The sequence below is a fragment of the Hydrogenophaga sp. genome (genome assembly GCF_026125825.1).
In the GTDB taxonomy this organism is placed as follows: Bacteria; Pseudomonadota; Gammaproteobacteria; order Burkholderiales; family Burkholderiaceae_C; genus Hydrogenophaga.
Genome location: NZ_JAHCKK010000048.1, coordinates 12,948 through 35,871, shown reverse-complemented (window position 1 = coordinate 35,871; position 22,924 = coordinate 12,948). Strand labels below are relative to the sequence as shown.

Genomic DNA, 22,924 nt, shown 5'->3' with positions numbered 1-22,924 from the left:
CATTCACCACCGCGCGGGCACGCCCGCACCCCCCATCCTGCACGACCGCGCTGCCGAGGGCCACCGCCCGCGCCCCGAGGTGCGCCAGGCGGGCGACCGCTATGTGCTGATCGAGTTCGGCACGCTCACGCTCGATCTGGAGCTGCGCATGCGCGTGCAGGCCCTGCTCGAAGGCCTCAAGCGCAAGCACCTGGCCGGGGTGATCGATCTCACCCCGGGCATTCGCTCGCTGCAGGTGCACTTCGACCCCGCCAGCCTGCCGCGCGAGGCGCTGCTGCGCGTGATCGCCGAAGTGGACGATGCGCTGCCGCCAGTGGACGAGATGGTGGTGCCCTCGCGCACCATCGTGCTGCCGCTCTCGTGGGACGACCCGCAGACGAAGCTCGCCATCGAGAAGTACATGCAGTCGGTGCGGCCGGACGCACCCTGGTGCCCGAGCAACATCGAGTTCATCCGACGCATCAACGGCCTGGAATCAATCGACGAGGTGTTCAACATCGTGTTCGACGCGCGCTACCTGGTGCTGGGCCTGGGCGACGTGTACCTGGGCGCGCCGGTGGCCACGCCGCTGGACCCGCGCCACCGGCTGGTGACCACCAAGTACAACCCCGCGCGCACCTGGACGCCGGAGAACGCGGTGGGCATCGGCGGGGCCTACCTGTGCGTGTATGGCATGGAGGGCCCCGGGGGCTACCAGTTCGTGGGCCGCACGCTGCAGATGTGGAACCGCTGGCGGCACGGCAGGCCGGGCACGCCGTTCGAGCAGCCCTGGCTGCTGCGCTTTTTCGACCAGATCCGATTCGAGCCGGTGAGCGAGGCGGCGCTCAAGGACATCCGCGCGCGCTTCCCGCACGGCGGGTATGCGCTGCGCACGGAAGACGGCAGCTTCAGCCTGAAGGCGTACCGGCGGTTCCTGGCCGAGAACAGCGAAGCGATCAGCGCGTTCAAGGCCCGGCAGCAGGCCGCGTTCGAGGCCGAGCGCGAGCGCTGGGCCGCGTCGGGCCAGGTGGAGTACGCGAGCGAGGCGGATGTGGCCGCCGCGGGTGTGGAGGCCGAGATCGACCTGCCCGAGGGGGCGCGCGCACTGGCCACCAGCGTGCCGGGCAATGTGTGGAAGGTGGCCGTGAGCGTGGGCCAGCAGGTGCAGGCGGGTGACGTGCTGTTGGTGATCGAGTCCATGAAGATGGAGTTCAACCTGCTTGCGCCCGCCAACGCCACGGTGCACAGCCTCATGTGCGCGCAAGGCGGCGCGGTGGCCGCCGGGCAGAACGTGCTGGTGCTGATCGACGAAGCGACGGTCTGACCTGTTGAAGAAATCCAAGGAGTCTTTTGCCATGTCCCTGAGTTCCCTGTCTTTTGACCTTGCCAGTCTGCAAGCCGCCTACCGCGAAGGCACCACCACCGTGCGCGAGGTGATCGCCGAAGCCTTGCGCCGCAGCGCGGCCGACACGCACCATGCGTACATTCACGTGCTGAGCGCGGCCGAGGTCGAGCCCTACCTGGCCCGACTGGACGGTGTGGACCCGGCCAGCCTCCCCCTGTACGGCGTGCCGTTCGCGATCAAGGACAACATCGACCTCGCGCAAGTGCCCACCACCGCCGCCTGCCCCGAGTTCGCCTACACGCCCGCCGAAAGCGCTTTCGTGGTGCGCCAATTGCTGGCGGCCGGCGCGGTGCCGGTGGGCAAGACCAACCTGGACCAGTTCGCCACCGGCCTGAACGGCACGCGCTCGCCCTACGGCGCGTGCCAGAACCCCCACAACCCGGCTTTCATCTCGGGCGGCTCCAGCTCGGGCTCGGGCGTGGCCGTGGCCAAGGGGTATGTGACGTTCGCGCTGGGCACCGACACGGCCGGCTCGGGCCGCGTGCCGGCCTCGTTCAACGGGCTGATCGGCCTCAAGCCCACGCTCGGCCTGCTCTCGGCCTGGGGCGTGTTGCCGGCCTGCCGTTCGGTGGAGACACCTTCCATCCTCGCGCTCACGGCGGCCGACGCACAGGCCGTGCTGGGCGTGGCGGCGGCGTTCGACGAGGCGGATGCCTACAGCCGGCCGGCCCAGCCATTGGGCGTGGATTTTTCAGCTGGTCCGTTTCGCTTCGGCGTGCCGCGCGACAAGGACCTGGCCTTCTTTGGCAACGAGGCGGCGGCGGCGCTGTTCGCCGACGCGGTCAAGCGCCTGGAGTCGCTCGGCGGCACGGCCGTCACCGTCGACCTCACGCCGTTCCTGGAGGTGGCGAAGCTGCTCTACGAAGGCCCTTGGGTCGCGGAACGGTATGTCGCGATTCAGGGTTTCATCGACGCGCAGCCCGACGCGGTGTTTCCGCCGGTGCGCGGCATCATCGAAGGTGGGCGCGGCAAGACCGCTGCCGAGGCCTTTGCGGGTGCCTACAAGCTCAAGGCATTGCGCCGGGTGTGCGACCGCGTGTGGAACGACGTGGACTGCCTGCTCACACCCACCGCCGGCACGGTCTACCGCATCGACGAGATGCAGGCCGACCCGATCCGCCTCAACGCGAACCTGGGCCGCTACACCAACTTCGTGAACCTGCTGGATCAGTGCGCCGTGGCGGTGCCGGCCGGCGTGCTGGCCAGCGGCGACGCGAAGGGCCTGCCCTGGGGCGTGACGCTGGGCGCACCCGCACACAAGGACCTGGCGCTGCTGCGCCTGGCCGACCGATTTCACCGCGCGCTCGGTGGTTCGCTGGGTGCGACGGGCATCGACGTGTCGGCCACGCCCGCCTGCATCGGCCTGCCCGGCGGCGACATGGGCGCGGCCGGCTCAGGCACGGTGCGCGTGGCGGTGTGCGGCGCGCACCTCTCGGGCCTGCCACTGAACCACCAGTTGACCTCGCGCGGCGCGCGGCTGGTCGACAGCCCGGCCTGCGCGCCGGAGTACCGCTTCTACGCCTTGTCGGGCGGACCGGTGCAACGGCCCGGCATGGTGCGCGTGGCCGAAGGCGGCGCGGCCATCGCGATGGAAGTGTGGGAAGTGCCCACCGCCCTCTTCGGCAGCTTCGTGGCCGGCATTCCTGCGCCGCTGGGCATCGGCAAGGTGAAGCTGGCCGATGGCAGCGAGGTGCCGGGCTTCATCTGCGAAGGCCAGGGCATCGCGGGCGCGACGGACATCACGTCGTTCGGCGGTTGGCGTGCGTGGCTCGCGGCGGGGGCACCGCGCTGAGCCAACACCCTTTGTCTTGAACCGCTGCGCAGCGGCAGAAGCTGCCTCACAGGATCACGCTGCCGCATTTCGTGCCTGCCCTGGAGCAGGGGCGCAGCGCAGGCATTTCACTGGCCATCTATCGGAACGGCTTCGTCTAGAACGCAGAGCGAGGCTGCGTTTTGCGCTTCGCCCGACGGACATAAAAAAGCCAGGCCCAAGGGCCTGGCTTTTTTGATGCGATGCCGCAGCGGCTTAACGCGGTGCGCGGCGTGCCATCGGGCGGGACGGGCCGCCTTCGTTGCGGCGCGGCGCAAACTCGCCGCGCATGGCGCCGCGCTCGGCGTTGCCACGGTCGCTGAAGCCACCGCGCGATTCACCGCCCTTGTCGCTGCGGCCGAAGCTGGAGAAGCCGCCAGGCTTGCCACCGGTGCGCGCCGGGGCCGCACCCCGGTCACCAAAACCACGGCTGGCGGGGCGGGTGTCTTGGCGGTAGCCGCCTTGATCGCCCCGGTTGTCGAACCGGTTTTCACCTCGGTTGTCGAAGCGGTTCTCATGGCGCGGCTGCGGCTCGGCACGGCCTTCGAAGCGCGGGTCGAAACGCGTTTCCGGGCGGCTGTGGTCGACGCGGGGCGCGTCAAAGCGGCCTTCCGGACGGCCTTCGAAACGCGGACCGCGCGGCGCGGGGCCGCGGGCGTTGAAGTTGCTGCGATCGGCATAGTTGCGATCACCACCACCACCGAAACGGTCACCACGGCCCGCGCCCGGACGGCCACGGCCACCGAACTCGGGTTGCGGTGCGCGCTGGCGCGGCTCGAGGCCGGGCACGGTCTCGACGTTGATGCGCTGGCGCGTGTAGGCCTCGATGTCGCCGATCTTGCGGCGGTCGCGGAACTCGGCAAACGTGACGGCCAGGCCGTCGCGGCCGGCACGGCCGGTGCGGCCGATGCGGTGCGTGTAGTCCTCGGCCTTCATCGGCAGGCCGAAGTTGAAGACGTGGGTGATCGTGGGCACATCGATGCCGCGCGCGGCGACGTCGGTGGCCACCAGGATCTGCACCTGGCCAGCGCGCAGCGCCATCAGGCGGCGGTTGCGCATGCCCTGGTTGAGCGCACCGTGCAGTGCGACGGCGGCGAAGCCGGCCTGCTGCAGGTCGTTGGCGAGGCCGTCGCATTCGATCTGCGTGCTGCAGAACACCACGGCCTGGTTGATGGTGGTGTCGCGCAGCCAGTGGTCGAGCAGCTTGCGCTTGTGATCGGCGTGGTCGGCCCAGAACAGCACCTGCTTGATGTTGGCGTGCTGCTCTTGCGGGCTGTCGATCTGCACCTTCTGGACGTGCTTGCCGTTCTCGTGCATGACGCGCATTGCGAGCTGCTGGATGCGCGGCGCGAAGGTCGCGCTGAACATCATGGTCTGGCGGCGCTGGCTGGTGAGTTCGTTGACTTCGGCGAGGTCGTCCGAGAAGCCCAGGTCGAGCATGCGGTCGGCTTCGTCGACGACGAGGAACTGCACCTGGTCGAGCTTGAGTTGCTGCGAACGCTGCAGGTCGAGCAGGCGGCCGGGCGTGGCGACCACGAGGTCGGCGTTCTGCAGGCGGGCGATCTGCAACTGGTAGGGCATGCCGCCGACCACGTTGGCGATGCGCAGGCCACGGCAGTGGCGCACGAGGTCGATGGCGTCGTTGGCCACCTGCTGCGCGAGTTCGCGCGTGGGGCAAAGGATCAGGGCGCCGGGGGTGGCGGCCTTGAAGTTGCGCGAGCTGGTGGGGTCCTTGCGCTTGGGCGCCTTGGGCGGGGCTTCGCCACGTGCCAGGGCTTCGGCCACGGCGCGTTCGCGATCGGCACGCTCCTTGGCGTCGGCGGCGGCGCGTTGCTGCAGCAGGGTGTGCAGCACGGGCAGCAGGAAAGCGGCGGTCTTGCCGCTGCCGGTCTGGCTGGAGACCATCAGGTCGGCAAAGCGCTGCTCGCCCTCGGCCAGCATGGCCTTGGGGATCACGTTGTTCTGCACGGTGGTGGGCTGCACGTAGCCGAGGTCGGCACACGCCTGCACCAGCTCGGGCGCCAGACCCAACAGCTCGAAGCCGTTGGGGCCTGCCGGCTCGGCAGGCTCGACGGCCTCGTCCGGCTCGACGGCCTCGACGATGGGGGTGGCTGCCTCGGTGTCGGCAGAAAGGATTTCGGGCGAGAAATCGCCGCGGGCTTCAAAAGAGTCGCTCATGTTCGTCCATGCGCCCAGAGGCGCAATTGATCGAATGCAAACGTGGTAGGGACGGCCGGCCTTGGCAAGGCGGCAGCTCCGGGACGTCGGATCCGTTCGTGGTTACAAAACATCAACCATCAAACGATCGACGCGCCATGGGTCACAGGGAGAAGCGTGACACCGGGAGCGAAGGCCCCATCCTGCGGTTGCGGGGGGCCTGGTGTGTGAGGCAGATGCACAAATCATCGCAGTTGCCTGCGAAGCCGCTGATTATGGCACGAATTCGGGAAAACCCCAAGCCTTCGGGCGCGCGGCGCGCTTTCGCGCCGCGGGCAGGCGGCCCGCCCCCTCAGTCGAGGACCGCGCGCACCACGTAGAAGAGCAGCGCCGCCAGCACGGCGGTGGCTGGCACGGTGACGATCCAGGCCGCCACGATGCGCATGACCACGGAGCGCTTGACGATCTCCTTCTTGTAGGCCTTCTTGAACGCCTTCTGTTCTTTCTTGGCGAACACGGCGTCTTCCGGTTGCGACAGTTCGCGCTGCTTGGCGCGCTGCTTCATTTCCGCCAGCATGCGCTTTTTCTCGCTCACCTCGGCGGCCTCGAAACGGCTGAGGTAGGCCTCGACCACATCGCGGTCGGCGCCCTGGTGGCCGGATCGCACCACGCGCTCCATCTTGGCGTAGTTCACCTTGAGGAGCTCGCGCAGGAAGCCCACGCCAAACACCGCGCCGATGGAGATGTGCGTCGTCGACACCGGCATGCCCAGTTGCGAGGCGACGATCACGGTCAGCGTGGCCGACATGGCGATGGCGTAGGCGCGCATGTTGTCCAGCTCGGTGATTTCCTTGCCCACGGTGCGGATGAGCCGCGCGCCGTACAGCGCCAGGCCCACGGCCAGGCCGAGCGCGCCCAGCACCATGATCCAAAGCGGCGTGCCGGCCTTGGTGGCGACGGCGCCGTCCTTCACGGCTTCGTAGATCGCGGCCAGCGGACCGATGGCGTTGGCCACGTCGTTGGCGCCGTGGGCGAAGCTCAGCAGCGCGGCCGAACAGACCAGCGGCCAGGTGAACAGGCGGTTGACGCCGTTCTTGCTGTTCTCCTGCCGCCGCGCCAGAGCCGCGATGGGCTTGCGCACCAGCGCCCAGACCAGCACGGCCATCACGACACCGGCGGCCATGGCGGTCAGCACCCCGACCTGCACCAACTGCCCCAGGCCCTTGAGCAGCATGTAGGTGGTGTAGGCCCAGACCATGGCGCCGATCAGCAGGGGCACCACGCGGCTGGCGGCGTCGATCATGTCGCTGCGGTAGGTCACGCTGCGCTTGATGATGTAGAGGAAGGCCGCGGCCATGGCGCCACCGGCCAGCGGCGAGACCACCCAGCTGATCACGATCTGGACGATGGTTTCCCAGTTGACCAGCCCCCAGCCTCCGGCGGCAATCCCAGCGCCCATGACCGCGCCGATGATGGAGTGCGTGGTGGACACGGGAGCGCCAAGGGCCGTGGCCAGGTTGAGCCAGAGCGCGCCGGCCAGCAGCGCGGCGAACATGACCCACGCGAACAGCGCCGGGTCCGAGATGGCTGCGGCGTCGATGATGCCGCCCTTGATGGTGCCGACCACGTCACCGCCGGCCACGATGGCCCCCAGCGCCTCGAAGACGGCGGCCACGACGATGGCCCAGCCCATGGTCATCGCACCCGAGCCCACGGCCGGCCCCATGTTGTTGGCCACGTCGTTGGCGCCGATGTTCATGGCCATGTAGGCCCCCACCGCCGCGGCCACGATCAGCAGCCACATCGCCGAGGTCGCCAGGCCGGCGGTGGAAGCGCCGGTGAGCGAGGCATAGAGCCCGACCAGGAGGAGGAACAACACCGCGGCGCCCAGCTGGAACACCTCCTGGTGCTTCGATACGAAGCGGTAACGGGATTTTCTTGTCATGCGAATCTCATGTGAACGTCACAATTTTGACATGTGGCCCCACACCCCGGGGCCTGCGCGCGGCGCGCGGGTGCAAGCCATGGGGCGCGGTTTCAGCGCAGAAAGTGGGTGCGGTAGTGCTCGAGCTCGTCGATGGACTCGTGCACGTCGGCCAGCGCGGTGTGTTTCTGGTGCTTCTTGAACGACTCGTACACCTCGGGCCGCCAGCGGCGGGCGAGTTCCTTGAGTGTGCTCACGTCCAGGCAGCGGTAGTGAAAGTAGGCCTCCAGCCTGGGCATGTACTTCACCAGGAAGCGGCGGTCCTGGCTGATGGTGTTGCCGCACATGGGCGAGCCGTTCCTGGGCACGTACTGGGCGATGAAGGCCAGCAGGGTGGCTTCGGCCTCTTCCTCGCTCACCGTGCTGGCCTTGACCTTGTCGATCAGGCCGCTGCGGCCGTGCGTGCCCTTGTTCCAGGCGTCCATGGCGTTGAGCACGGCGTCGCTCTGGTGCACCACGATCACCGGACCTTCGACGCGCGGGGTGAGCTGCGGACCGGTGATCACCACCGCGATTTCCAGCAGGCGCTCTTTTTCGGGGTCGAGCCCGCTCATCTCGCAATCGATCCAGACCAGGTTCTGGTCGCTTTTGGCGAGGGTGGGGGTGTCGGCGGCGGTGCCCGCCGGGGCGGTGGAGGCAGAAGTCATGGCCGGCATTCTCGCCGATTGGCCGGCTGGAGGCCGCCGGCCCCACGGCGCGCGCGACAGCCTGTCTTCGATAGACTCGGCTTCATGGACACCGCTTCCTTCGCCTTCACCGCCGTTTTCTGCGCCCTGCTGCTGCTGGGCCTGCTGGTGCGCACCGTGCTCGCCAGCCGGCAGATCCGCCATGTGGCCCGCCACCGCCATGCCGTGCCCGCGGCTTTCAGCGACACGATCTCGGTGGCCGCGCACCAGAAGGCGGCCGACTACACCATCGCCAAGGCGCGCCTGGGCCTGCTGGAGACCGCGTTCGAGGCCGCGTTGCTGCTGGGCTGGACCCTGCTGGGCGGCCTGGACTGGCTCAACCAGCTGCTGCTGGACGCGCTGGGCGGCGGCCTGCTGCAACAGCTGGCCCTGCTGGCGTCTTTCGTGTTGATCGGCGGCCTGCTCACCCTGCCCCTGGGCTGGTACGTCACGTTCCGCCTTGAGGAACGTTTCGGTTTCAACAAGATGACGATGTCGCTCTGGCTGGGCGACCTGGTCAAGGGCACGCTGGTGGGCGCGCTGATCGGCCTGCCCATCGCCGCGCTGGTGCTCTGGCTCATGGGCGCGGCCGGCCCGGCCTGGTGGCTCTGGGCCTGGGGTGTCTGGATGGCATTCAACCTGCTGGCCCTGGTGCTCTACCCGACCGTCATTGCACCGCTGTTCAACAAGTTCGAGCCGCTGTCGGACGAAACGCTCAAGGCGCGCGTGAACGCCCTCATGCAGCGCTGCGGCTTTGCGGCCAAGGGCCTCTTCGTGATGGACGGCAGCAAGCGCAGCGCGCATGCCAACGCCTACTTCACCGGCTTCGGCGCGGCCAAGCGCGTGGTGTTCTTCGATACCCTGCTCAAGCAACTCAGCCCGGACGAGATCGATGCCGTGCTCGCGCACGAACTCGGCCACTACAAGCGCCGCCACATCCTCAAGCGCATTGCGCTGATGTTTGCGCTGAGCCTGGCCGGCTTCGCGCTGCTGGGGTGGTTGTCAGGCCAGGCCTGGTTCTTCAGCGGCCTGGGCGTGACGCCGTCGATGGACACGCCCAACGACGCGCTGGCCCTGCTGCTGTTCATGATGGTGGTGCCGCTGTTCACCTTCTTCCTCTCGCCGCTGATGGCGCAGCTCTCGCGCAAGCACGAGTTCGAGGCCGATGCCTACGCGGTGGCGCACACCAGCGGCCCGCACCTGGCCAGTGCACTGCTCAAGCTCTACAAGGACAATGCCAGCACGCTCACGCCCGATCCGCTGTACGCGCGCTTCTACTACTCCCACCCGCCGGCGAGCGAACGCCTCTCCCGCCTGCGGCCCGCCTGACGTGAACCCGACCCCATGAACCCGATCCACCAGAACCGCCGCGCCCTCTCCGCCACCGAAATCGTGACCCAGCTCACCCAGCTCAACGGCGATGCCGCCCAGGGCTGGAAGCTGATCGACGGCGCGCTGGAGAAGTCCTACAGCTTCGCCAATTTCCACGAGACCATGGCCTTTGTGAACGCGCTGGCCTGGATCGCGCACCGCGAAGACCACCATCCCGACGTGTCGCTGAGCTACGGCCGCTGCACGGTGCGCTTCAACACGCACGACGTGGACGGCATTTCGGTCAGCGACTTCCACTGCGCCGCCGCGGTGGACGCGCTGCAGAAGGCCTGATGGCCGATCTCCAACCCGGTCTGGTGGTGGCCGCCCATGGGCGCCACTGCCTCGTGGAGAGCCTGGACGGCGAACGCCGCATCTGCCACCCGCGCGGCAAGAAGAACGCCGTGGTCGTGGGCGACCACGTGCAGTGGCAGGTCACCGGCGACGAAGGCAGCATCGAGCGCGTGGACGAGCGGCGCAACCTGTTCTACCGGCAGGACGAGATGCGCACCAAGTCGTTCGCCGCCAACCTGGACCAGGTGCTGGTGCTCGTGGCGGCCGACCCGGAGTTCTCCGAAAGCCAGCTCACGCGCGCCCTGATCGCGGCTCAGGCCGAGGGCATCGACGTGCTGATCGTGCTCAACAAGAGCGACCTGCAGCCCGCCTTCGACCGCGCCTGGGCCCGCCTGGAGCCGTACCGCCGCATGGGCTGCACGGTGCTGCCCCTGCGCCTGAAGGCGGGCGATGGCGCGCAAAGCGGCCTGGACGCCTTGCAGCAGCGCCTGGAGAACAAGCGCACGCTCGTGCTCGGCCCCTCCGGCGTGGGCAAGAGCACGCTGGTGAACCGGCTGGTGCCCGAGGCGCGGGCGCTCACGGGTGAGATTTCGCGCGCGCTCAACTCGGGCAAGCACACGACGACCAGCACCACCTGGTACTGGGTGGACGCGCAGCGCCGCACCGCGCTGATCGATTCACCGGGGTTCCAGGAATTCGGCCTGAACCACATCGAGCCGATGCAGCTGGCCCATCTCATGCCCGACCTGAATGCCACGCTGGGGCAGTGCCGCTTCTACAACTGCACGCACTTGCACGAGCCGGGCTGCGGCGTGGTGGAACATGTGCAGACCGGGGAGCCGGACCAGCCGGGAGACGATCCGCTGGCGATCAGCGAAAACCGCTACCGGCTCTACCGGGAGCTGTTCGCGGAACTCTCGGACAAGCGCCGGTATTAGCCAGCGGCCTGGCGCAGCGAGTTCCACGGCGTTCGGAGCGGGTCGACCGCTCCCCCGCTACAGGCCTGCGAGGGTGAGCAGCGCGAGCAGGAGCATCCAGAGCACCACCGCGCGCCACACCAGGCCCACCACGCTGCTGAGGTGGGCCAGTTGCGGGTCAGGACGGGCACTGGGGTCGCCCACCACCTCGTCGTCTTCGACCGTGAGCGGATCGAGTTGCGGGGTCAGCCGCACGTTGATGGCGCCGGAGGTGGCGGCCAGCACCACGCCGTCGCTGCCGGGAGCAAACCGCTCGGCGTCACCGCGCCAGCTGGCCACGGCCTCCTCGAAATTGCCCACCACGGCAAAGCCCAGCGCCGTCATGCGCGCCGGCACGTGGTCGACCCAGCGCCAGGCGGTCGCGGCGGCGTGCTGCAGCGCCAGGCTGGGTGTGCCGTCCGGGCGCGCGCGCCAGTTGCGCGAGAGGTACTCGGCCAGCCGGTAGAACACCGCCCCAGACGGGCCCAGCCCCAGGGCCCAGAACACCACGAAGCAGACCAGCACGCCGAACACATGGCGGTGCGCCGCCAGCACCGATTGCTCGATCACCTGGCGCAACAGCTCGGTGCGCGGCAGGCTGGAGGCGTCCACCCGCAGCCAACGGGCCAGCTTCTCGCGCGCGGTGGCATCGTCGCCGGCATCGAGCGCCTGCCGGATTTCGCTGAAGTGGTGGCTGAACTGGCGAAAGCCCAGGGTGACGTAGAGGATGCCCACGGTCCACGCGAAAGCCAGCACCGAACTGAACTGCCAGAGACCCCAATACACCAGGCCCGCGATGGCCGCCGGCACGCCCACCGCCAGCGCCCAGGCGACCCAGCCATGAGAGGACTGGCCGGCGTCGAGGTTGCGGCGCACCGTGCGCGCCCAGCCGCGCAGGCCGGCGTGAACGGGGTTGTCAAAGGCGAGCGGGCGAGCCTGCTCGAGCAGCAGGGCAATGAGGATGGCGAAAAAACTCATGGCACCATCATAGTGGCGTGAGGGGCGCGCGCCACCCGGCGCAACGCGGCACAGCCGGCCCCTAGGCGCTGAGCATGCGGTAAAAGTTGCGCAGCATGCCGGCGGTGGCGCCCCAGATGAAGCGCTCGCGGTCGCCGTCCAGGTAGGGCATGGAGTACCACTCGCGCACCACGCCCTCGAAAGCCAGTGCGTGGCGACGGTGGTGCAAGGGGTTCATGAGGTAAGCCAGGGGCACCTCGAACACGTCGGCCACCTCGTCCGGGTTGGGCACCAGATCGAAACCCGGCCGCACCAGTCCCACCACCGGCGTGACGATGAAGGAGGTGCCGGTGACGTACACCGGCAAGGTGCCCAGCACCTCCACCCGGTCCGGCTCCAGGCCGATCTCTTCCTGCGCCTCGCGCAGGGCGGCGGCGGTGGCATCGGCGTCCTCGGGGTCGAGCTTGCCGCCCGGCAGGGCGATCTGGCCCGAGTGGGTGGAGAGGTGGGCTGTGCGCTGGGTCAGGATGAGGGTGAGTTCGTCGCGCATCACCAGGGGCAGCAGCACCGCGGCCTCGGCAGGTGCGCGGTCGGCGAACTTGCGCTCGCGGTGCAGCTCGGGCGTCCACACGGGCGGGCGGGCGAAGAGCTCACGCAGCCCCGCAGGCGTGAGGCGCTGGGCCTGCGCCGGGCGCAGCATTTCGTCGGCCTCGTCCGCGACGATGGGCACCAGACGCGGATCAAAAGCAGGAAGCACTTGTGTCATGTGGGGGCAAGCATAACGAGAAGCCCCACACCCCCCGAGGCGCGGGGCTGTTGCGCGGCGGGGCGGCCCGGCGGCGGAGCCAGACGCAAAAAAGCCGCTCCGGGGAGCGGCTTTTTTGAGCTTGCGTGCGATCGGGCCGAGCCCGATGCGCTTTACGCGCCCAGCTTTTCCTTGATGCGGGCCGACTTGCCGCTGCGCTCGCGCAGGTAGTACAGCTTGGCGCGGCGCACGGCACCGCGGCGCTTGACTTCGATCTTGGCGATCAGCGGGCTGTACAGCGGGAAGGTGCGCTCGACGCCTTCGCCGTTGGAGATCTTGCGCACGATGAAGCTGGAGTTCAGGCCGCGGTTGCGACGGGCCACTACCACGCCTTCGTAGGCCTGCACGCGCTTGCGGGTGCCTTCGATCACGTTCACGCTGACGATCACGGTGTCGCCAGGGGCGAACGGGGGAATGACTTTGCCAAGGCGAGCAATTTCTTCTTGCTCAAGGGTTTGGATGAGGTTCATGATTTCCTGTTTTGTCGGTCATGGCCGCGCTGCACTAAAGGCCGCGAATCCGGCAGGGCCCCTGTCCAGACCCTGGGGGGTCTGCGGGGTGGCCCGGTCGCGGCGGCCGGTCAGAGGATCGAAAAGCCTTGGATTATAGCAAGCCCTGGGCGCGCAGGAAAGCCAGGTCCGCGCCGTCCAGCAATCCCTGCGCCTGGGCACGGGCCAGGAGGTCGGGCCGGCGGCGGGCGGTGAGCATCAGGCTTTGCTCGCGGCGGTGGCGGGCGATGCGCTCGTGGTGGCCACCCAGCAGCACTGGCGGCACCGCCATCGGTCCCTGAGGGCCTTGCCAGACCTCGGGGCGGGTGTGGTGCGGGCTGTCGAGCAGGCCGTCAAGCGCGGGATTGAAGCTGTCCTGCTGGTGGCTGCCCTCGTCGGTGAGCACCCCGGGCTGCAGGCGAGCCACGGCGTCGAGCAGGGCCATGGCCGCGATCTCCCCCCCCGAGAGCACGAAATCGCCCAGGCTGATCTGCAGGTCCACGCAGGTGTCGATGAAGCGCTGGTCGATGCCCTCATAACGGCCGCACACCAGCACCGCGCCCTGGCTGTGCGCCCAGCCCTCGACGCCGCCGTGGTTGAGCGGCTCGCCGATCGGCGAGAACAGCACCACGGGGGCGCGGGCGTCGTCGGCCTGCGCGCGCGCGGCGCGGATGGCCTGCAGGCACTGCCACAGGGGTTCGGCCATCATCACCATGCCCGGCCCGCCGCCAAACGGGCGGTCATCGACCCGGCGGTAGTTGCCCTCGGCAAAATCGCGCGGGTTCCAGAGGTGCACGGCCACCTGGCCGGACTCGAAGGCGCGGCGGTTGATGCCGTGCTGCAGGAAGGGCGCGAACAGCTCCGGGAACAGGGTGATGACGTCAAAGCGCATGGTGGATTGTCGCCTCCCTGCGCCAGCGGTCTGGCAAAGCCAGCCCCGCGGCACCCCTGGGAATGTGCTTTCGCTCCGGAGCGCGTGCCTGTTTCAAGGGAGGCCGAGGAACCGGCATTGCCGGGCCTCAGGCGCCGTCCCCCCTCCGGGGGGAAGCCGCGCCAGCGGCGCAGGGGGGAAACCTCAATAGTCTTTTTGCCAGTCGGCGGTGATGCGGCGCTGGGCCTTGTCGACGTCGTCGATGTAGGCCGCCACGAAGGGGATCATGCGCTCGGCGGTCTGTTCGGTGCCGTCCACCGCCTCGGTGTGCTCGAGCACCAGCACCGAGGTGGGTCCGGTGGGCATGAGGTCGCGCACCACGCCCAGGTGGACGCCTTCGCGATTGAACACGTCCAGACCGATCAGGTCGACCCAGTAGTACTCGCCTTCAGGGGTGGCCGGAAAGGCGCTGCGCGGCAGGTAGATGCGCGCGCCCTTGAGGGCTTCGGCCGCGTTGCGGTCGTCCACGCCGTCCAGCTGGGCGACCAGGCCGTCGGTGTGGGGCTTCACTTCCGCCACGCTCACGCCCACGCAGCCCGTGAACGCCGAGAAGCCGCGCGCGAAACGGGTTTCGGGCGGCTGCAGGAACCAGGAGGAGGAAGCGATCAGCGCCGAGGTGTCGGCGCTGTGGGGCAGGATGCGGACCCAGCCCTTGATGCCCCACGCGTCCTGTATGCGCCCCAGCTCGACGGCGTCGTCGGGCAGGGGCAACGCCTTGAAGGCGCCGGACGCGGGGTGGCTCACCTTGCTGCGAGCAGGATCAGGCCGCGGCCTTGGCAGCGTTCTGCTTGACCAGGCGCGCCACGGTGTCCGACGGGGTGGCGCCAACGCCGGTCCAGTAGGTCAGGCGGTCCATGGCAATGCGCAGGGGCTCTTCACCACCACGGGCCAGGGGGTTGTAGAAGCCGATGCGCTCGATGAAGCGGCCATCGCGGCGATTGCGCTTGTCGGCAACCACGATGTTGTAGAACGGACGGGCTTTTGCGCCGCCGCGGGAGAGTCGAATGACGACCATGATTTATCCTTCGGGTGGAGAGGTACCAGGATCGGTACTTCACTGGATCTTGCGACCCGCTTTATTTGCAGCGCTTGAGACACACGACTGACCACCCGGCCAGCGAAACGCCACGAAACCCGCGATTATAGCCCGTTCGCTGGTTTTGCCAGCCCCTCCCCCAAGCGACCCACCCGACCCATGCCCCTGATCCGCCCCAGCCGCGACGAAGACCTCGAAGCGATCACCCGCATTTATGGCCACCATGTGCTGCACGGCACCGGCACCTTTGAAACCACCCCGCCCACCCAGGCCGAAATGACGGCGCGGCGCGCCGACGTGCTGGGCAAGGGGCTGCCGTGGCTGGTGGCCGAGGAAGGCGGCCAGGTGCTGGGCTACGCCTATGGCAACTGGTTCAAGCCCCGCCCGGCCTACCGCTTTTCGGTCGAGGACTCGATCTACATGGACCCGTCGGCCCACCGCCGGGGACTGGGCCGGGCGCTGCTGGCCGAGCTGCTGGCCGCGCTGGAGCGCGCGGGCACGCGCAAGGTGATGGCGGTGATCGGTGACTCGGCCAACGCCGGCTCCATTGGCGTGCACAAGGCGCTGGGCTTCGAGCCCGTGGGCGTGGTGCAGTCGTGCGGCTGGAAGTTCGACCGCTGGCTCGACATCGTGCTGATGCAGAAAACCCTGGGTGCCGGTGACAGCACGCCGCCGAACGAGGGGGTGTGAGCATGGTGCGCAAGAACAAGACGCTGGCGGTCTGGCTGGCGCTGCTGGGCGGCATGCTCGGCCTGCACCGCTTCTACCTGCGCGGCCTGGGTGACTGGGTGGGCTGGCTGCACCCGATTCCGGCGGCACTGGGCCTGTGGGGCGTGGACCGCGTGCTGCTCTACGGGCAGGACGACAAGCTCTCGTGGGTGCTCATCCCCCTGCTGGGCGCGACCATTTCCGCCAGCTGCCTGATGGCCATCGTCTACGCCCTGACCGACCGGGAGAAATGGAACCGCCAGTTCAACCCCCAGCTGCCTGCGGACGCTGTGTCGGGGGGCACCAACTGGCTGACCATCGGCGCCCTCGTCGCCGCGCTGCTGATGGGCACCATCGCGCTGATGGGGAGCCTGGCGTTTGGCTTCCAGCGCTACTTCGAGTACCAGGTCGAGGAAGGCCGCAAGATCAGCCAGTGAGCGCGCGCACCGCTCAGTTGAGCCAGGCCATGGCGGTCATCACCAGGCTGAGCGTGAACAGCGCGAGCACGGTGGACAGCCCCATGGCGGCGGTGGTGACTTCCTGCGCCACCTCGTAGCGCTGGGCGAACAGGAACACATTGGCCCCCACCGGCAGCGCCGCGGCCACCACCATCACGGTCAGCGGCATGCCGGTGATGCCCAGGCCCCAGGCGCACAGCCCCACCAGCAGCGGCAGCACCAGGTTCTTGGACACGCTGACCCACAGGGCCTGCCGCAGGTGACCGGCCATGGGCGTGCGCGCCAGGGTCACGCCCACGAGCACCAGGGCGATCGGGCCGAAGGCGCTGCCCAGCAACTGCAGCGGCCGGTCCACCACCGTGGGCAGTGTCAGGCCGGTCTGCGCGAACAGCAGACCGCAAAGAATGGGCAGGGGAATCGGGTGGATGAGCGCGCCCTTGAAGGCCGACCACGCCGTGGCCAGCACGTGTGGCGCGCGCTGGCCGCCCGCCCGGGCCTCGCGCGCCACCGCCAGTTCGAGCACGATGGAACCGGTGGTCAGCAGGATCAGTGCATGCACCGACACCAGCGTGAGCACCGTGACCTGCGCGCTCTTGCCATAGGCCAGCTCCACCAGCGTGATGCCGAGCATCACCATGTTGGAGAAGGTGCCGGCCAGGGCCAGCACCACGCTGCCCCGGTTGAAACCGCGCCAGGCGATGGATGCCCCCAGCAGCGACAGCGCAGCGAGGAAATAGGCCCCGATGGGCCTCAGGTCGAGCTCCTCGAAATGCACGGAACTCATGGTGCGGAACAGCAGCGCCGGAATGAGCAGCAGGAAGACCAGGTTGGATAGGTCCTTGACCGCGGCATCGCGGATCCATTGCAGGCGCCCGGCCAGGTAGCCGAGACCGATCAGGATGAAGACCGGGGTGAGGGAAGCGACGACGGGGTGGCTGGCGATGTTCACCCGGCGATGGTATCGCCAGGGCGCCGCGTCATTCGACGCCGACGGCGCCGGTGATGCGGTAGTACAGGCCGTAGGGGTCGTTCTGCAGGACGTGGAAGGTGCCTTCGACGACCACCGCCTCGAGCTTGTACTTGACCGGTTTGCTGGTGCGCACCTCGACCATGCTCTCGGGCCCGCCCGGCGTGCAGAAGCCGCAGGTCAGTGGCACCGACGCGAGCAGGAAGTGGCGCTGGCTCTCACCGGGCTCCAGCGGCATCATGAAACCCTGCAGCCGCAGCTTTTTCTGGTTGAGTTCGGCCACCGGCGCCGGGTACACCGGCACGATGCGTTTCTTCTCGACCTTGGTGGTGATGTCGGTCAGCGTGGACCAGGCGACCACGTCGTTGCGCTTGGGCAGGGGCGCGAAAGGGCTGAGCGGACTGTGCACGCCCGCGCCCTGACCGTGCGGCAGGCCCGAGGGCTGGCTCGGCGCGGAGCCGGGCGGCACCGGCGAACTCAGGGCCTGGGCCCCGGCGCCGTTCAGCCACACCCCGCCCATCACGAGCAGCGCAGCGATTCGGGAAGCTTGGAACAAAGGGCGCATGGCAGTCGTCTCGGCGTGGGATCTCAGCGGTCAGTGCGCGTGGCGCATGCCGCAGTATTTTCCCAGAGCCAGACCCTTGCAGGCCACCGCAAGTTCCTGCATGCAGACTTTTTCGCCCTTGCCGGCCTCCAGGCACTTGGCCGCGCCCTCATGCGCCACGGCCATGGCACGGTGGCGCGCAATGTCTTCCTTGGTCTCTTTGTCGGAATGCTGGGCCAGCGCGGCGGTGCAGAGCCAGGCGGCGGCGAGCAGAAACAGGGTTTTTTTCATGATTTACCTTGAGTTCAGGAGTTGAGTGACATCGACACGGTAGGCGTGGACGGCCGGCAGGAGCGCCGCCACCACCGCCACCCCAACAGCCAGCACGGGCACCCAGATTTCGCCGGACACCCATTGCCAACCGGTGATGGCCAGCGACTGCCGGGCCATCAACATCTCGCCCATGAGGGCCGTGAGCGCGTGCGCGGCCAGCAGGCCCAGCGCGCACGCCAGCAGCGCGAGCCACAGCGCCTCGCACAGCAGCAGCACGGCCACGCGCCGGGGCGGCGCGCCCAGCATGCGCAGCATGGCCAGGTCGGCGCGGCGCTCGCGCACCGCGCTCCACAGCGCGATGAACACCGACAGCCCGGCCACGGCCAGGAGCACCCCCGCCAGGCCCCGCAGCACCTGCGTGCCCACGCCGACCATGCCCAGCAGGCGCGTGATCTCCACCGCAGGCGCCGCAGCCTGCAGCGACGTGGTCTCGTTGATGAAGCGCGGGAAGCTCACCGCCGCCAGGGGCGTGCGGTAGCGGATGAGGGCCAGCGTGATGTCGCGCTCGGCCGCCAGTGCCTCGGCCAGCTCGGCGCGTTCGGTGGCGTCCATGTGGGCGCCCGCGTGCATGTCGTCGTGCACGCGCCAGACCGACTCGGTGGCCGTGAGCACCAGCCGATCCAGCACGCAGCCGCAGGGCGCGAGCACGCCGGTGACGGTGTAAGGCGTCTCGCCGTGCGAGCTCCCACCCATGCCCAGGCCGTGCGCGCCTTCGAAGGCCTGGCCCACCTTCAAGCCCGTGCGGGCGGCGACCTGCGCCCCCAGCACAGCCTCCAGCGGCGCCTGCCAGAGCGCGCCCTGCTCAAGCCGGGCGCCGTAGTGAGCCGGGTAGTCGTGCGTGGTGCCCACGATGCGAAAGCCGCCGAGGTTGTCGCCCAGGCTCAGCGGGATGAGCTGTGCGACTTGCGGGTGCCCGGCAAGCTGGCGGGCCTCGGCCAGGGGGATGTTGCCGGGCGGTACATCCAGGTGGAACACGCCCGCGAGGATGAGCTGCATCGGGCTGCCCTTGGCGCCCACCACCGCGTCGATGCCGGCGAGGTCGCGCTCGAAGGCGCGGTCCACCTGATCGCGCGCGATCAGCAGAAAGCCCATGGAGGCCAGGCCCAGCGTGAGCAGCAACAGGTTGAGGGCCGTGGCGAGCGGACGCGCCCACAGGTAGCGCCAGGACAGGGACAGCACATTCATGCGACGCGCTCCGCGCGGGTGGCCGCGAAGTCCAGTTCCTGCGCGTGCGGCAGTGCGTCGCGCACGCGGGCGTCGTGGGTGGCGATCACCAGCGTGGCCTCCAGCGCTTTCGCGCTGCGGTGCAGCAGCGACAGCGCCGCTTTGCACGCGTCGTCGTCCAGGCTCGCGGTCGGCTCGTCGGCCAGGATCACGCGCGGGCGCAGCAGCACGGCGCGCGCCAGTGCCACGCGCTGGGCCTGCCCGCCCGAGAGCTGCCTGGGCCGGCGGCGGCCCAGCGCGCCGATGTCCAGCGCGTCCAGCACCTCGGCCACGGCGGCGCGATCCACCGGCAGGCCGGCGGCGAAGTGCGCGAGCGCGAGGTTGTCCGCCACCGTGAGCGCGTCGCTCAGGTGCAGTTGCTGCGGCAGAAAACCGATGTGGCGCGCGCGCCAGGCATCGCGCGCGGCACCGCGCAAGGCACCCACCGACTGCCCCGCCACCACGATCTCACCCGCGCCCGGCGTGAGCAGGCCGGCGGCGAGCGCCAGCCAGGTCGACTTGCCGCTGCCCGAGGGCCCGCGCAGCAACAGGGTACCCCCTTGCGGCACCGACACATCGGCCAGGCCCAGCGGCGCGTGACCAGGGTAGGCGTACTGCAACCCACGGGACTCGATCACGCCGCCGGCTCCAGGCAGTCCATGCAGGTGCCGTGCACCGCCACCTCGACCCGCGCACCTCGGTGCCCGAGCCGCGCCAGCGCGCTGAACACGTCCTGCGCCAGGGTCTGCGTGGACGCGCTGGCGTCCGCCACACGCAGTTGCCGGTGGCAGGCATCGCACTCGAACAGCGGCGCCGTGCCCGTCTCTCTGGCCTGCGACTCCTGCGGCGCCAGGTTGAAGCGCCAGGTGCGCGCCTGGTCGTCCGTGTGGCGTTGCAACACGCCACACACGGCCAGGCGGTCGAGCAGGCGGTACAGCGTGACGCGGTTGATGTCCAGTCCACGCGCGGTGAGCGCGTTCAGTGCCTGCGCATGGCTGAGCCCGCCGTGCGGCTGCGCCAGGAACAGGCCGAGCACCGCGCGCGTGGCCAGCGTGCGGCGCAGGCCGGCGGCTTCCAGGCGGGTCTGGATGTGGGGGGGCACGGTCACCGGTTCTTTGGTGGGGCGTGAGGACATGATTCGGGCCTCCATAAATGCAACTTTGTTGCGTTAACATACGCACTATCGCAATTCAGTTGCAGTATCTTAGCCGCAATCTCTCCGTGTCCCACCTTCACTTTTCTGGCCGAGTGGCCGCTCCAGCGGCCATCGTGCTGCACGACCTCACACTGGGCTACGAACGCCACCCGGCTGTGCACCACCTGTCGCTCACGCTGCCGCCAGGCATGCTGGTGGCGGTGGTCGGCCCCAATGGCGCCGGCAAATCGACCCTGCTGAAGGCGTTGGCCGGGCAGCTCAAACCGCTGGCCGGGCGCATTGACGGTCTGGGCACACCCCGGCGCGTGGCCTGCCTGCCGCAGCACAGCGGCATCGACCGGAGTTTTCCGATCTCGGTGGAGGAGCTGGCCCTGCTCGGCCTGTGGCACGCGGTGGGTGCACTCGGGCGCTTCAGCGCCGCGCACCGCCGCGCCTGCCACGAGGCGCTGGCGGCGGTAGGGCTGCTGGGCTTCGAGCGGCGCGCGATCGGCACGCTCTCGGGTGGTCAGCTGCAGCGCGCCCTGTTTGCGCGACTGATGTTGCAGGATGCGCCAGTGGTGCTGCTGGACGAGCCCTTCGCCGCGATCGACCAGCGCACCACCAGCGACCTGCTCACCCTGCTGCACCGCTGGCACGCGCAGGGCAAGACGGTGATCGCTGTGCTGCACGATCTGGCCCAGGTGCGCGAGCACTTTCCCCACACCCTGTTGCTGGCCCGCGAGCCGGTGGCCTGGGGCGCGACGGCCGAGGTGCTGACCCCCGGGCACTGGGCCCGCGCCCTGCAGTTGCAGGAGCCTTTCGACGACGGGGCCGATGCCTGCGAAGTCGCTGCCCACGGGATGCCGGCATGAGTGCCTACGGCTTGTGGGGCAGCGCGATGTGGCTCGACCCTTTCCTGGAGTTCGGTTTCATGCAGCGCGCGCTGCTCGGCTGCATGCTGCTCTCGGTGAGTGCCGCGCCGGTCGGTGTGTTCCTGATGCTGCGCCGCATGAGCCTGACTGGGGACGCCATGGCCCACGCGATCCTGCCCGGCGCCGCGCTCGGCTACCTGGTGGCCGGCCTGTCGCTGGGCGCCATGACGGTGGGCGGTATCGCCGCCGGCCTGGCGGTGGCGGTCGGCTCGGGGCTGGTGGCTCGCCACACGGTGCTGCGCGAAGACACCAGCCTGGCGGCCTTCTACCTGCTCTCGCTGGCGCTCGGTGTGCTGATCGTCTCAACGCGCGGCAACAGCGTGGACCTGCTGCACGTGCTGTTCGGCACCGTGCTCGCGCTGGACGACGCCGCGCTCGCGCTGCTGGGCGGCATTGCCGCCGTGACGCTGCTGGCCTTGCGTGTGCTGTACCGCCCACTTGTGCTGGAGTGCCTGGACCCGGACTTCCTGCGCGGCACCAGCCGCTGGAGCGCGGCCGCGCATTTCGGTTTTCTCGCCCTGCTGGTGATCAACCTGGTGGCCGGCTTCCATGCCCTGGGCACGCTGATGGCCGTCGGCATGATGGTCTTGCCCGCCGCCACGGCGCGCTTCTGGGTTCACCGCCTCCTGCCGCTGCTGGCCAGCGCCGTGGCCGTGGCCCTGCTCGCCAGCGCCACCGGCCTGCTGGTGTCGTACCACGCCGACTGGCCCACCAGCCCGGTGATCGTGCTCAGCCTGGGCGCGATGTACCTGCTCTCGATGCTGTTCGCGCCGCACGGCGTGCTGCGCCAGCGACGCCCCACCCTTTCCCACCTCAAAGCCTGAAACGAAGGACCCGCTCATGACACCCACCACCGTCTTCCTGCCCCGCCGCACCGCCACCCTCGCCGCATTCGCGCTGGGTCTGGCCGTGCTCACCCCGTCGCTGCACGCGCAGGCGCCGCTGCGCGCCGTCGCCAGCTTCAGCATCCTGGGCGACATCGTGAAGGAGGTCGGCGGCGACCGCGTGGCGGTCGATGTGCTCGTCGGCCCCGGTGCCGACGCCCACGTGTTCCAGCCCACGCCTGCCCATGCCCGTCTGGTCGGCCAGGCGCAAGTGGTGTTTGCCAACGGCCTGGGCTTCGAGGGCTGGCTCAGCCGCCTGCTCAAGACCTCTGCCTACAAAGGCCGGCCGGTGATCGTCAGCCAAGGCATCCAGCCCCTCAAAGGCGAGACTGACCACGACCACGACAGCCACAAGAAGGGGCATGGCCATGACCACGGTGAAAGCGACCCGCATGCCTGGCAGAGCGTGGGCAACGTGAAGGTGTACGCGCGCAACATCGCCAAGGCCCTGTGCCAGGCCGACGCCGCCAGCTGCGACCTTTACAACCGCAACGCGCGGGCCTACGAGATGCAGCTCAACGAGCTCGACGCCGAGATCCGCGCGGCCTGGGCACCCATTCCCGTAGCCCAGCGCAAGGTGATCACCTCGCACGATGCGTTTGGCTACTACGCACGCGACCAGCAGGTGGCCTTTCTCGCGCCACAAGGCGTGAGCACCGAGAGCGAAGCCTCGGCCAGGGGCGTGGCGCAGCTCGTGCGCCAGATCCGCAAGGACCAGATCAAGGCGCTGTTTGTCGAGAGCATCTCGGACCCGCGCCTGATCGAGCAGATCGCGCGCGAGACCGGGGTCAAACCCTCAGGCGCGCTCTATTCCGATTCGCTCTCTGCGCCCGGCGGCGCAGCGCCGAACTACATCGAGCTCATGCGCTTCAACACGCGCGCACTCACCGCCGCCGTGCGCGGACAGTGAGCCCTCTTCTTT

General features: G+C 69.1%; 25 protein-coding genes. 10 read left to right on the top strand and 15 right to left on the bottom strand.

The window, feature by feature from the left end:
- On the top strand, window positions 1-1,303 hold a 1,303-nt coding region (locus KIT86_RS15535), incomplete at its 5' end, for a carboxyltransferase domain-containing protein (protein ID WP_297399934.1).
- A gap of 31 nt (window positions 1,304-1,334) precedes the next feature.
- Window positions 1,335-3,176 carry an allophanate hydrolase gene (gene atzF / locus KIT86_RS15530; protein WP_297399932.1) on the top strand — a complete coding sequence of 614 codons (1,842 nt, stop codon included), beginning with the start codon at window positions 1,335-1,337 and terminating at the stop codon, window positions 3,174-3,176.
- A gap of 234 nt (window positions 3,177-3,410) precedes the next feature.
- On the opposite strand, the gene KIT86_RS15525 is transcribed toward atzF, so the two are convergent.
- The 3 genes from KIT86_RS15525 to orn all read right to left on the bottom strand — a co-directional run bounded on the left by KIT86_RS15525 (window position 3,411) and on the right by orn (window position 7,982).
- On the bottom strand, window positions 3,411-5,372 hold the full coding sequence (locus KIT86_RS15525; RefSeq protein WP_297399930.1) for a DEAD/DEAH box helicase: 1,962 nt from the start codon (window positions 5,370-5,372) through the stop codon (window positions 3,411-3,413).
- Between the two features lie 331 nt (window positions 5,373-5,703).
- On the bottom strand, window positions 5,704-7,296 hold the full coding sequence (locus KIT86_RS15520) for an inorganic phosphate transporter (protein WP_297399928.1): 1,593 nt from the start codon (window positions 7,294-7,296) through the stop codon (window positions 5,704-5,706).
- Window positions 7,297-7,388: 92 nt separating this feature from the next.
- Complete coding sequence (gene orn / locus KIT86_RS15515; protein ID WP_297399926.1) at window positions 7,389-7,982, bottom strand: oligoribonuclease; 594 nt, start codon at window positions 7,980-7,982, stop codon at window positions 7,389-7,391.
- Window positions 7,983-8,066: 84 nt separating this feature from the next.
- Between orn and KIT86_RS15510 the strand changes: the two genes are divergently transcribed.
- Genes KIT86_RS15510 through rsgA form a run of 3 tightly spaced genes read left to right on the top strand, consistent with a single transcriptional unit; the run spans window position 8,067 to window position 10,603 of the window.
- Window positions 8,067-9,329, top strand: coding sequence for a M48 family metallopeptidase (locus KIT86_RS15510; RefSeq protein WP_297399924.1), 1,263 nt, complete (start codon window positions 8,067-8,069; stop codon window positions 9,327-9,329).
- A gap of 15 nt (window positions 9,330-9,344) precedes the next feature.
- Entirely contained in the window at window positions 9,345-9,665 is a 321-nt protein-coding gene (locus KIT86_RS15505) for a 4a-hydroxytetrahydrobiopterin dehydratase (protein WP_297399922.1), read from the top strand.
- Window positions 9,665-10,603 (top strand): ribosome small subunit-dependent GTPase A, encoded by a 939-nt coding sequence (gene rsgA, locus KIT86_RS15500; protein ID WP_297399921.1) that lies wholly within the window; start codon window positions 9,665-9,667, stop codon window positions 10,601-10,603. Before KIT86_RS15505 ends, rsgA begins: the two co-directional genes overlap by 1 nt.
- A 57-nt stretch (window positions 10,604-10,660) precedes the next feature.
- Here the strand turns inward: rsgA and KIT86_RS15495 are convergent, their stop codons facing one another.
- The 6 genes from KIT86_RS15495 to rpsP all read right to left on the bottom strand — a co-directional run bounded on the left by KIT86_RS15495 (window position 10,661) and on the right by rpsP (window position 14,817).
- Window positions 10,661-11,599 carry a CobD/CbiB family protein gene (locus KIT86_RS15495; protein ID WP_297399919.1) on the bottom strand — a complete coding sequence of 313 codons (939 nt, stop codon included), beginning with the start codon at window positions 11,597-11,599 and terminating at the stop codon, window positions 10,661-10,663.
- Window positions 11,600-11,660: 61 nt separating this feature from the next.
- Window positions 11,661-12,344 carry a CoA pyrophosphatase gene (locus KIT86_RS15490; RefSeq protein ID WP_297399917.1) on the bottom strand — a complete coding sequence of 228 codons (684 nt, stop codon included), beginning with the start codon at window positions 12,342-12,344 and terminating at the stop codon, window positions 11,661-11,663.
- A 152-nt stretch (window positions 12,345-12,496) separates the two neighbouring features.
- On the bottom strand, window positions 12,497-12,853 hold the full coding sequence (gene rplS / locus KIT86_RS15485; RefSeq protein ID WP_066268749.1) for a 50S ribosomal protein L19: 357 nt from the start codon (window positions 12,851-12,853) through the stop codon (window positions 12,497-12,499).
- Window positions 12,854-12,986: 133 nt separating this feature from the next.
- Window positions 12,987-13,763, bottom strand: coding sequence for a tRNA (guanosine(37)-N1)-methyltransferase TrmD (gene trmD / locus KIT86_RS15480; RefSeq protein ID WP_297399914.1), 777 nt, complete (start codon window positions 13,761-13,763; stop codon window positions 12,987-12,989).
- A 183-nt stretch (window positions 13,764-13,946) separates the two neighbouring features.
- Window positions 13,947-14,546, bottom strand: coding sequence for a ribosome maturation factor RimM (gene rimM / locus KIT86_RS15475; RefSeq protein WP_297399912.1), 600 nt, complete (start codon window positions 14,544-14,546; stop codon window positions 13,947-13,949).
- 16 nt (window positions 14,547-14,562) lie between these two features.
- Entirely contained in the window at window positions 14,563-14,817 is a 255-nt protein-coding gene (gene rpsP, locus KIT86_RS15470; RefSeq protein WP_291120671.1) for a 30S ribosomal protein S16, read from the bottom strand.
- Window positions 14,818-14,997: 180 nt separating this feature from the next.
- On the opposite strand from rpsP, the gene KIT86_RS15465 reads away from it, so the two are divergent.
- Both KIT86_RS15465 and KIT86_RS15460 read left to right on the top strand, forming a co-directional pair.
- The gene (locus KIT86_RS15465; protein WP_297399910.1) at window positions 14,998-15,528 is read left to right on the top strand and encodes a GNAT family N-acetyltransferase; all 531 of its coding nucleotides are present in this window, start codon (window positions 14,998-15,000) and stop codon (window positions 15,526-15,528) included.
- Window positions 15,529-15,530: 2 nt separating this feature from the next.
- Window positions 15,531-15,983, top strand: a complete 453-nt coding sequence (locus KIT86_RS15460) for a hypothetical protein (RefSeq protein ID WP_297399908.1) — start codon at window positions 15,531-15,533, stop codon at window positions 15,981-15,983.
- Between the two features lie 13 nt (window positions 15,984-15,996).
- Here the strand turns inward: KIT86_RS15460 and KIT86_RS15455 are convergent, their stop codons facing one another.
- Genes KIT86_RS15455 through KIT86_RS15430 form a run of 6 tightly spaced genes read right to left on the bottom strand, consistent with a single transcriptional unit; the run spans window position 15,997 to window position 20,186 of the window.
- A complete protein-coding gene (locus tag KIT86_RS15455; protein WP_297399906.1) occupies window positions 15,997-16,953 on the bottom strand; it encodes an AEC family transporter in 957 nt (318 codons plus the stop codon).
- 28 nt (window positions 16,954-16,981) lie between these two features.
- Window positions 16,982-17,536 (bottom strand): DUF3299 domain-containing protein, encoded by a 555-nt coding sequence (locus KIT86_RS15450; RefSeq protein ID WP_297399904.1) that lies wholly within the window; start codon window positions 17,534-17,536, stop codon window positions 16,982-16,984.
- A 30-nt stretch (window positions 17,537-17,566) separates the two neighbouring features.
- Window positions 17,567-17,806, bottom strand: a complete 240-nt coding sequence (locus KIT86_RS15445) for a hypothetical protein (protein ID WP_297399902.1) — start codon at window positions 17,804-17,806, stop codon at window positions 17,567-17,569.
- Between the two features lie 3 nt (window positions 17,807-17,809).
- The gene (locus tag KIT86_RS15440) at window positions 17,810-19,033 is read right to left on the bottom strand and encodes an FtsX-like permease family protein (RefSeq protein ID WP_297399900.1); all 1,224 of its coding nucleotides are present in this window, start codon (window positions 19,031-19,033) and stop codon (window positions 17,810-17,812) included.
- Complete coding sequence (locus KIT86_RS15435; protein ID WP_297399898.1) at window positions 19,030-19,689, bottom strand: ABC transporter ATP-binding protein; 660 nt, start codon at window positions 19,687-19,689, stop codon at window positions 19,030-19,032. Before KIT86_RS15435 ends, KIT86_RS15440 begins: the two co-directional genes overlap by 4 nt.
- A complete protein-coding gene (locus KIT86_RS15430; protein WP_297399896.1) occupies window positions 19,686-20,186 on the bottom strand; it encodes a Fur family transcriptional regulator in 501 nt (166 codons plus the stop codon). The genes KIT86_RS15435 and KIT86_RS15430 overlap by 4 nt, the downstream gene beginning before the upstream one ends.
- A 113-nt stretch (window positions 20,187-20,299) precedes the next feature.
- Between KIT86_RS15430 and KIT86_RS15425 the strand changes: the two genes are divergently transcribed.
- Genes KIT86_RS15425 through KIT86_RS15415 form a run of 3 tightly spaced genes read left to right on the top strand, consistent with a single transcriptional unit; the run spans window position 20,300 to window position 22,912 of the window.
- Window positions 20,300-21,058: an ABC transporter ATP-binding protein gene (locus KIT86_RS15425; RefSeq protein ID WP_297399895.1), complete on the top strand. Its 759-nt coding sequence runs from the start codon at window positions 20,300-20,302 to the stop codon at window positions 21,056-21,058.
- The gene (locus KIT86_RS15420) at window positions 21,055-21,942 is read left to right on the top strand and encodes a metal ABC transporter permease (protein ID WP_297399893.1); all 888 of its coding nucleotides are present in this window, start codon (window positions 21,055-21,057) and stop codon (window positions 21,940-21,942) included. Before KIT86_RS15425 ends, KIT86_RS15420 begins: the two co-directional genes overlap by 4 nt.
- Window positions 21,943-21,958: 16 nt before the next feature.
- Entirely contained in the window at window positions 21,959-22,912 is a 954-nt protein-coding gene (locus tag KIT86_RS15415; protein WP_297399891.1) for a metal ABC transporter substrate-binding protein, read from the top strand.
- Window positions 22,913-22,924 lie beyond the last annotated feature (12 nt).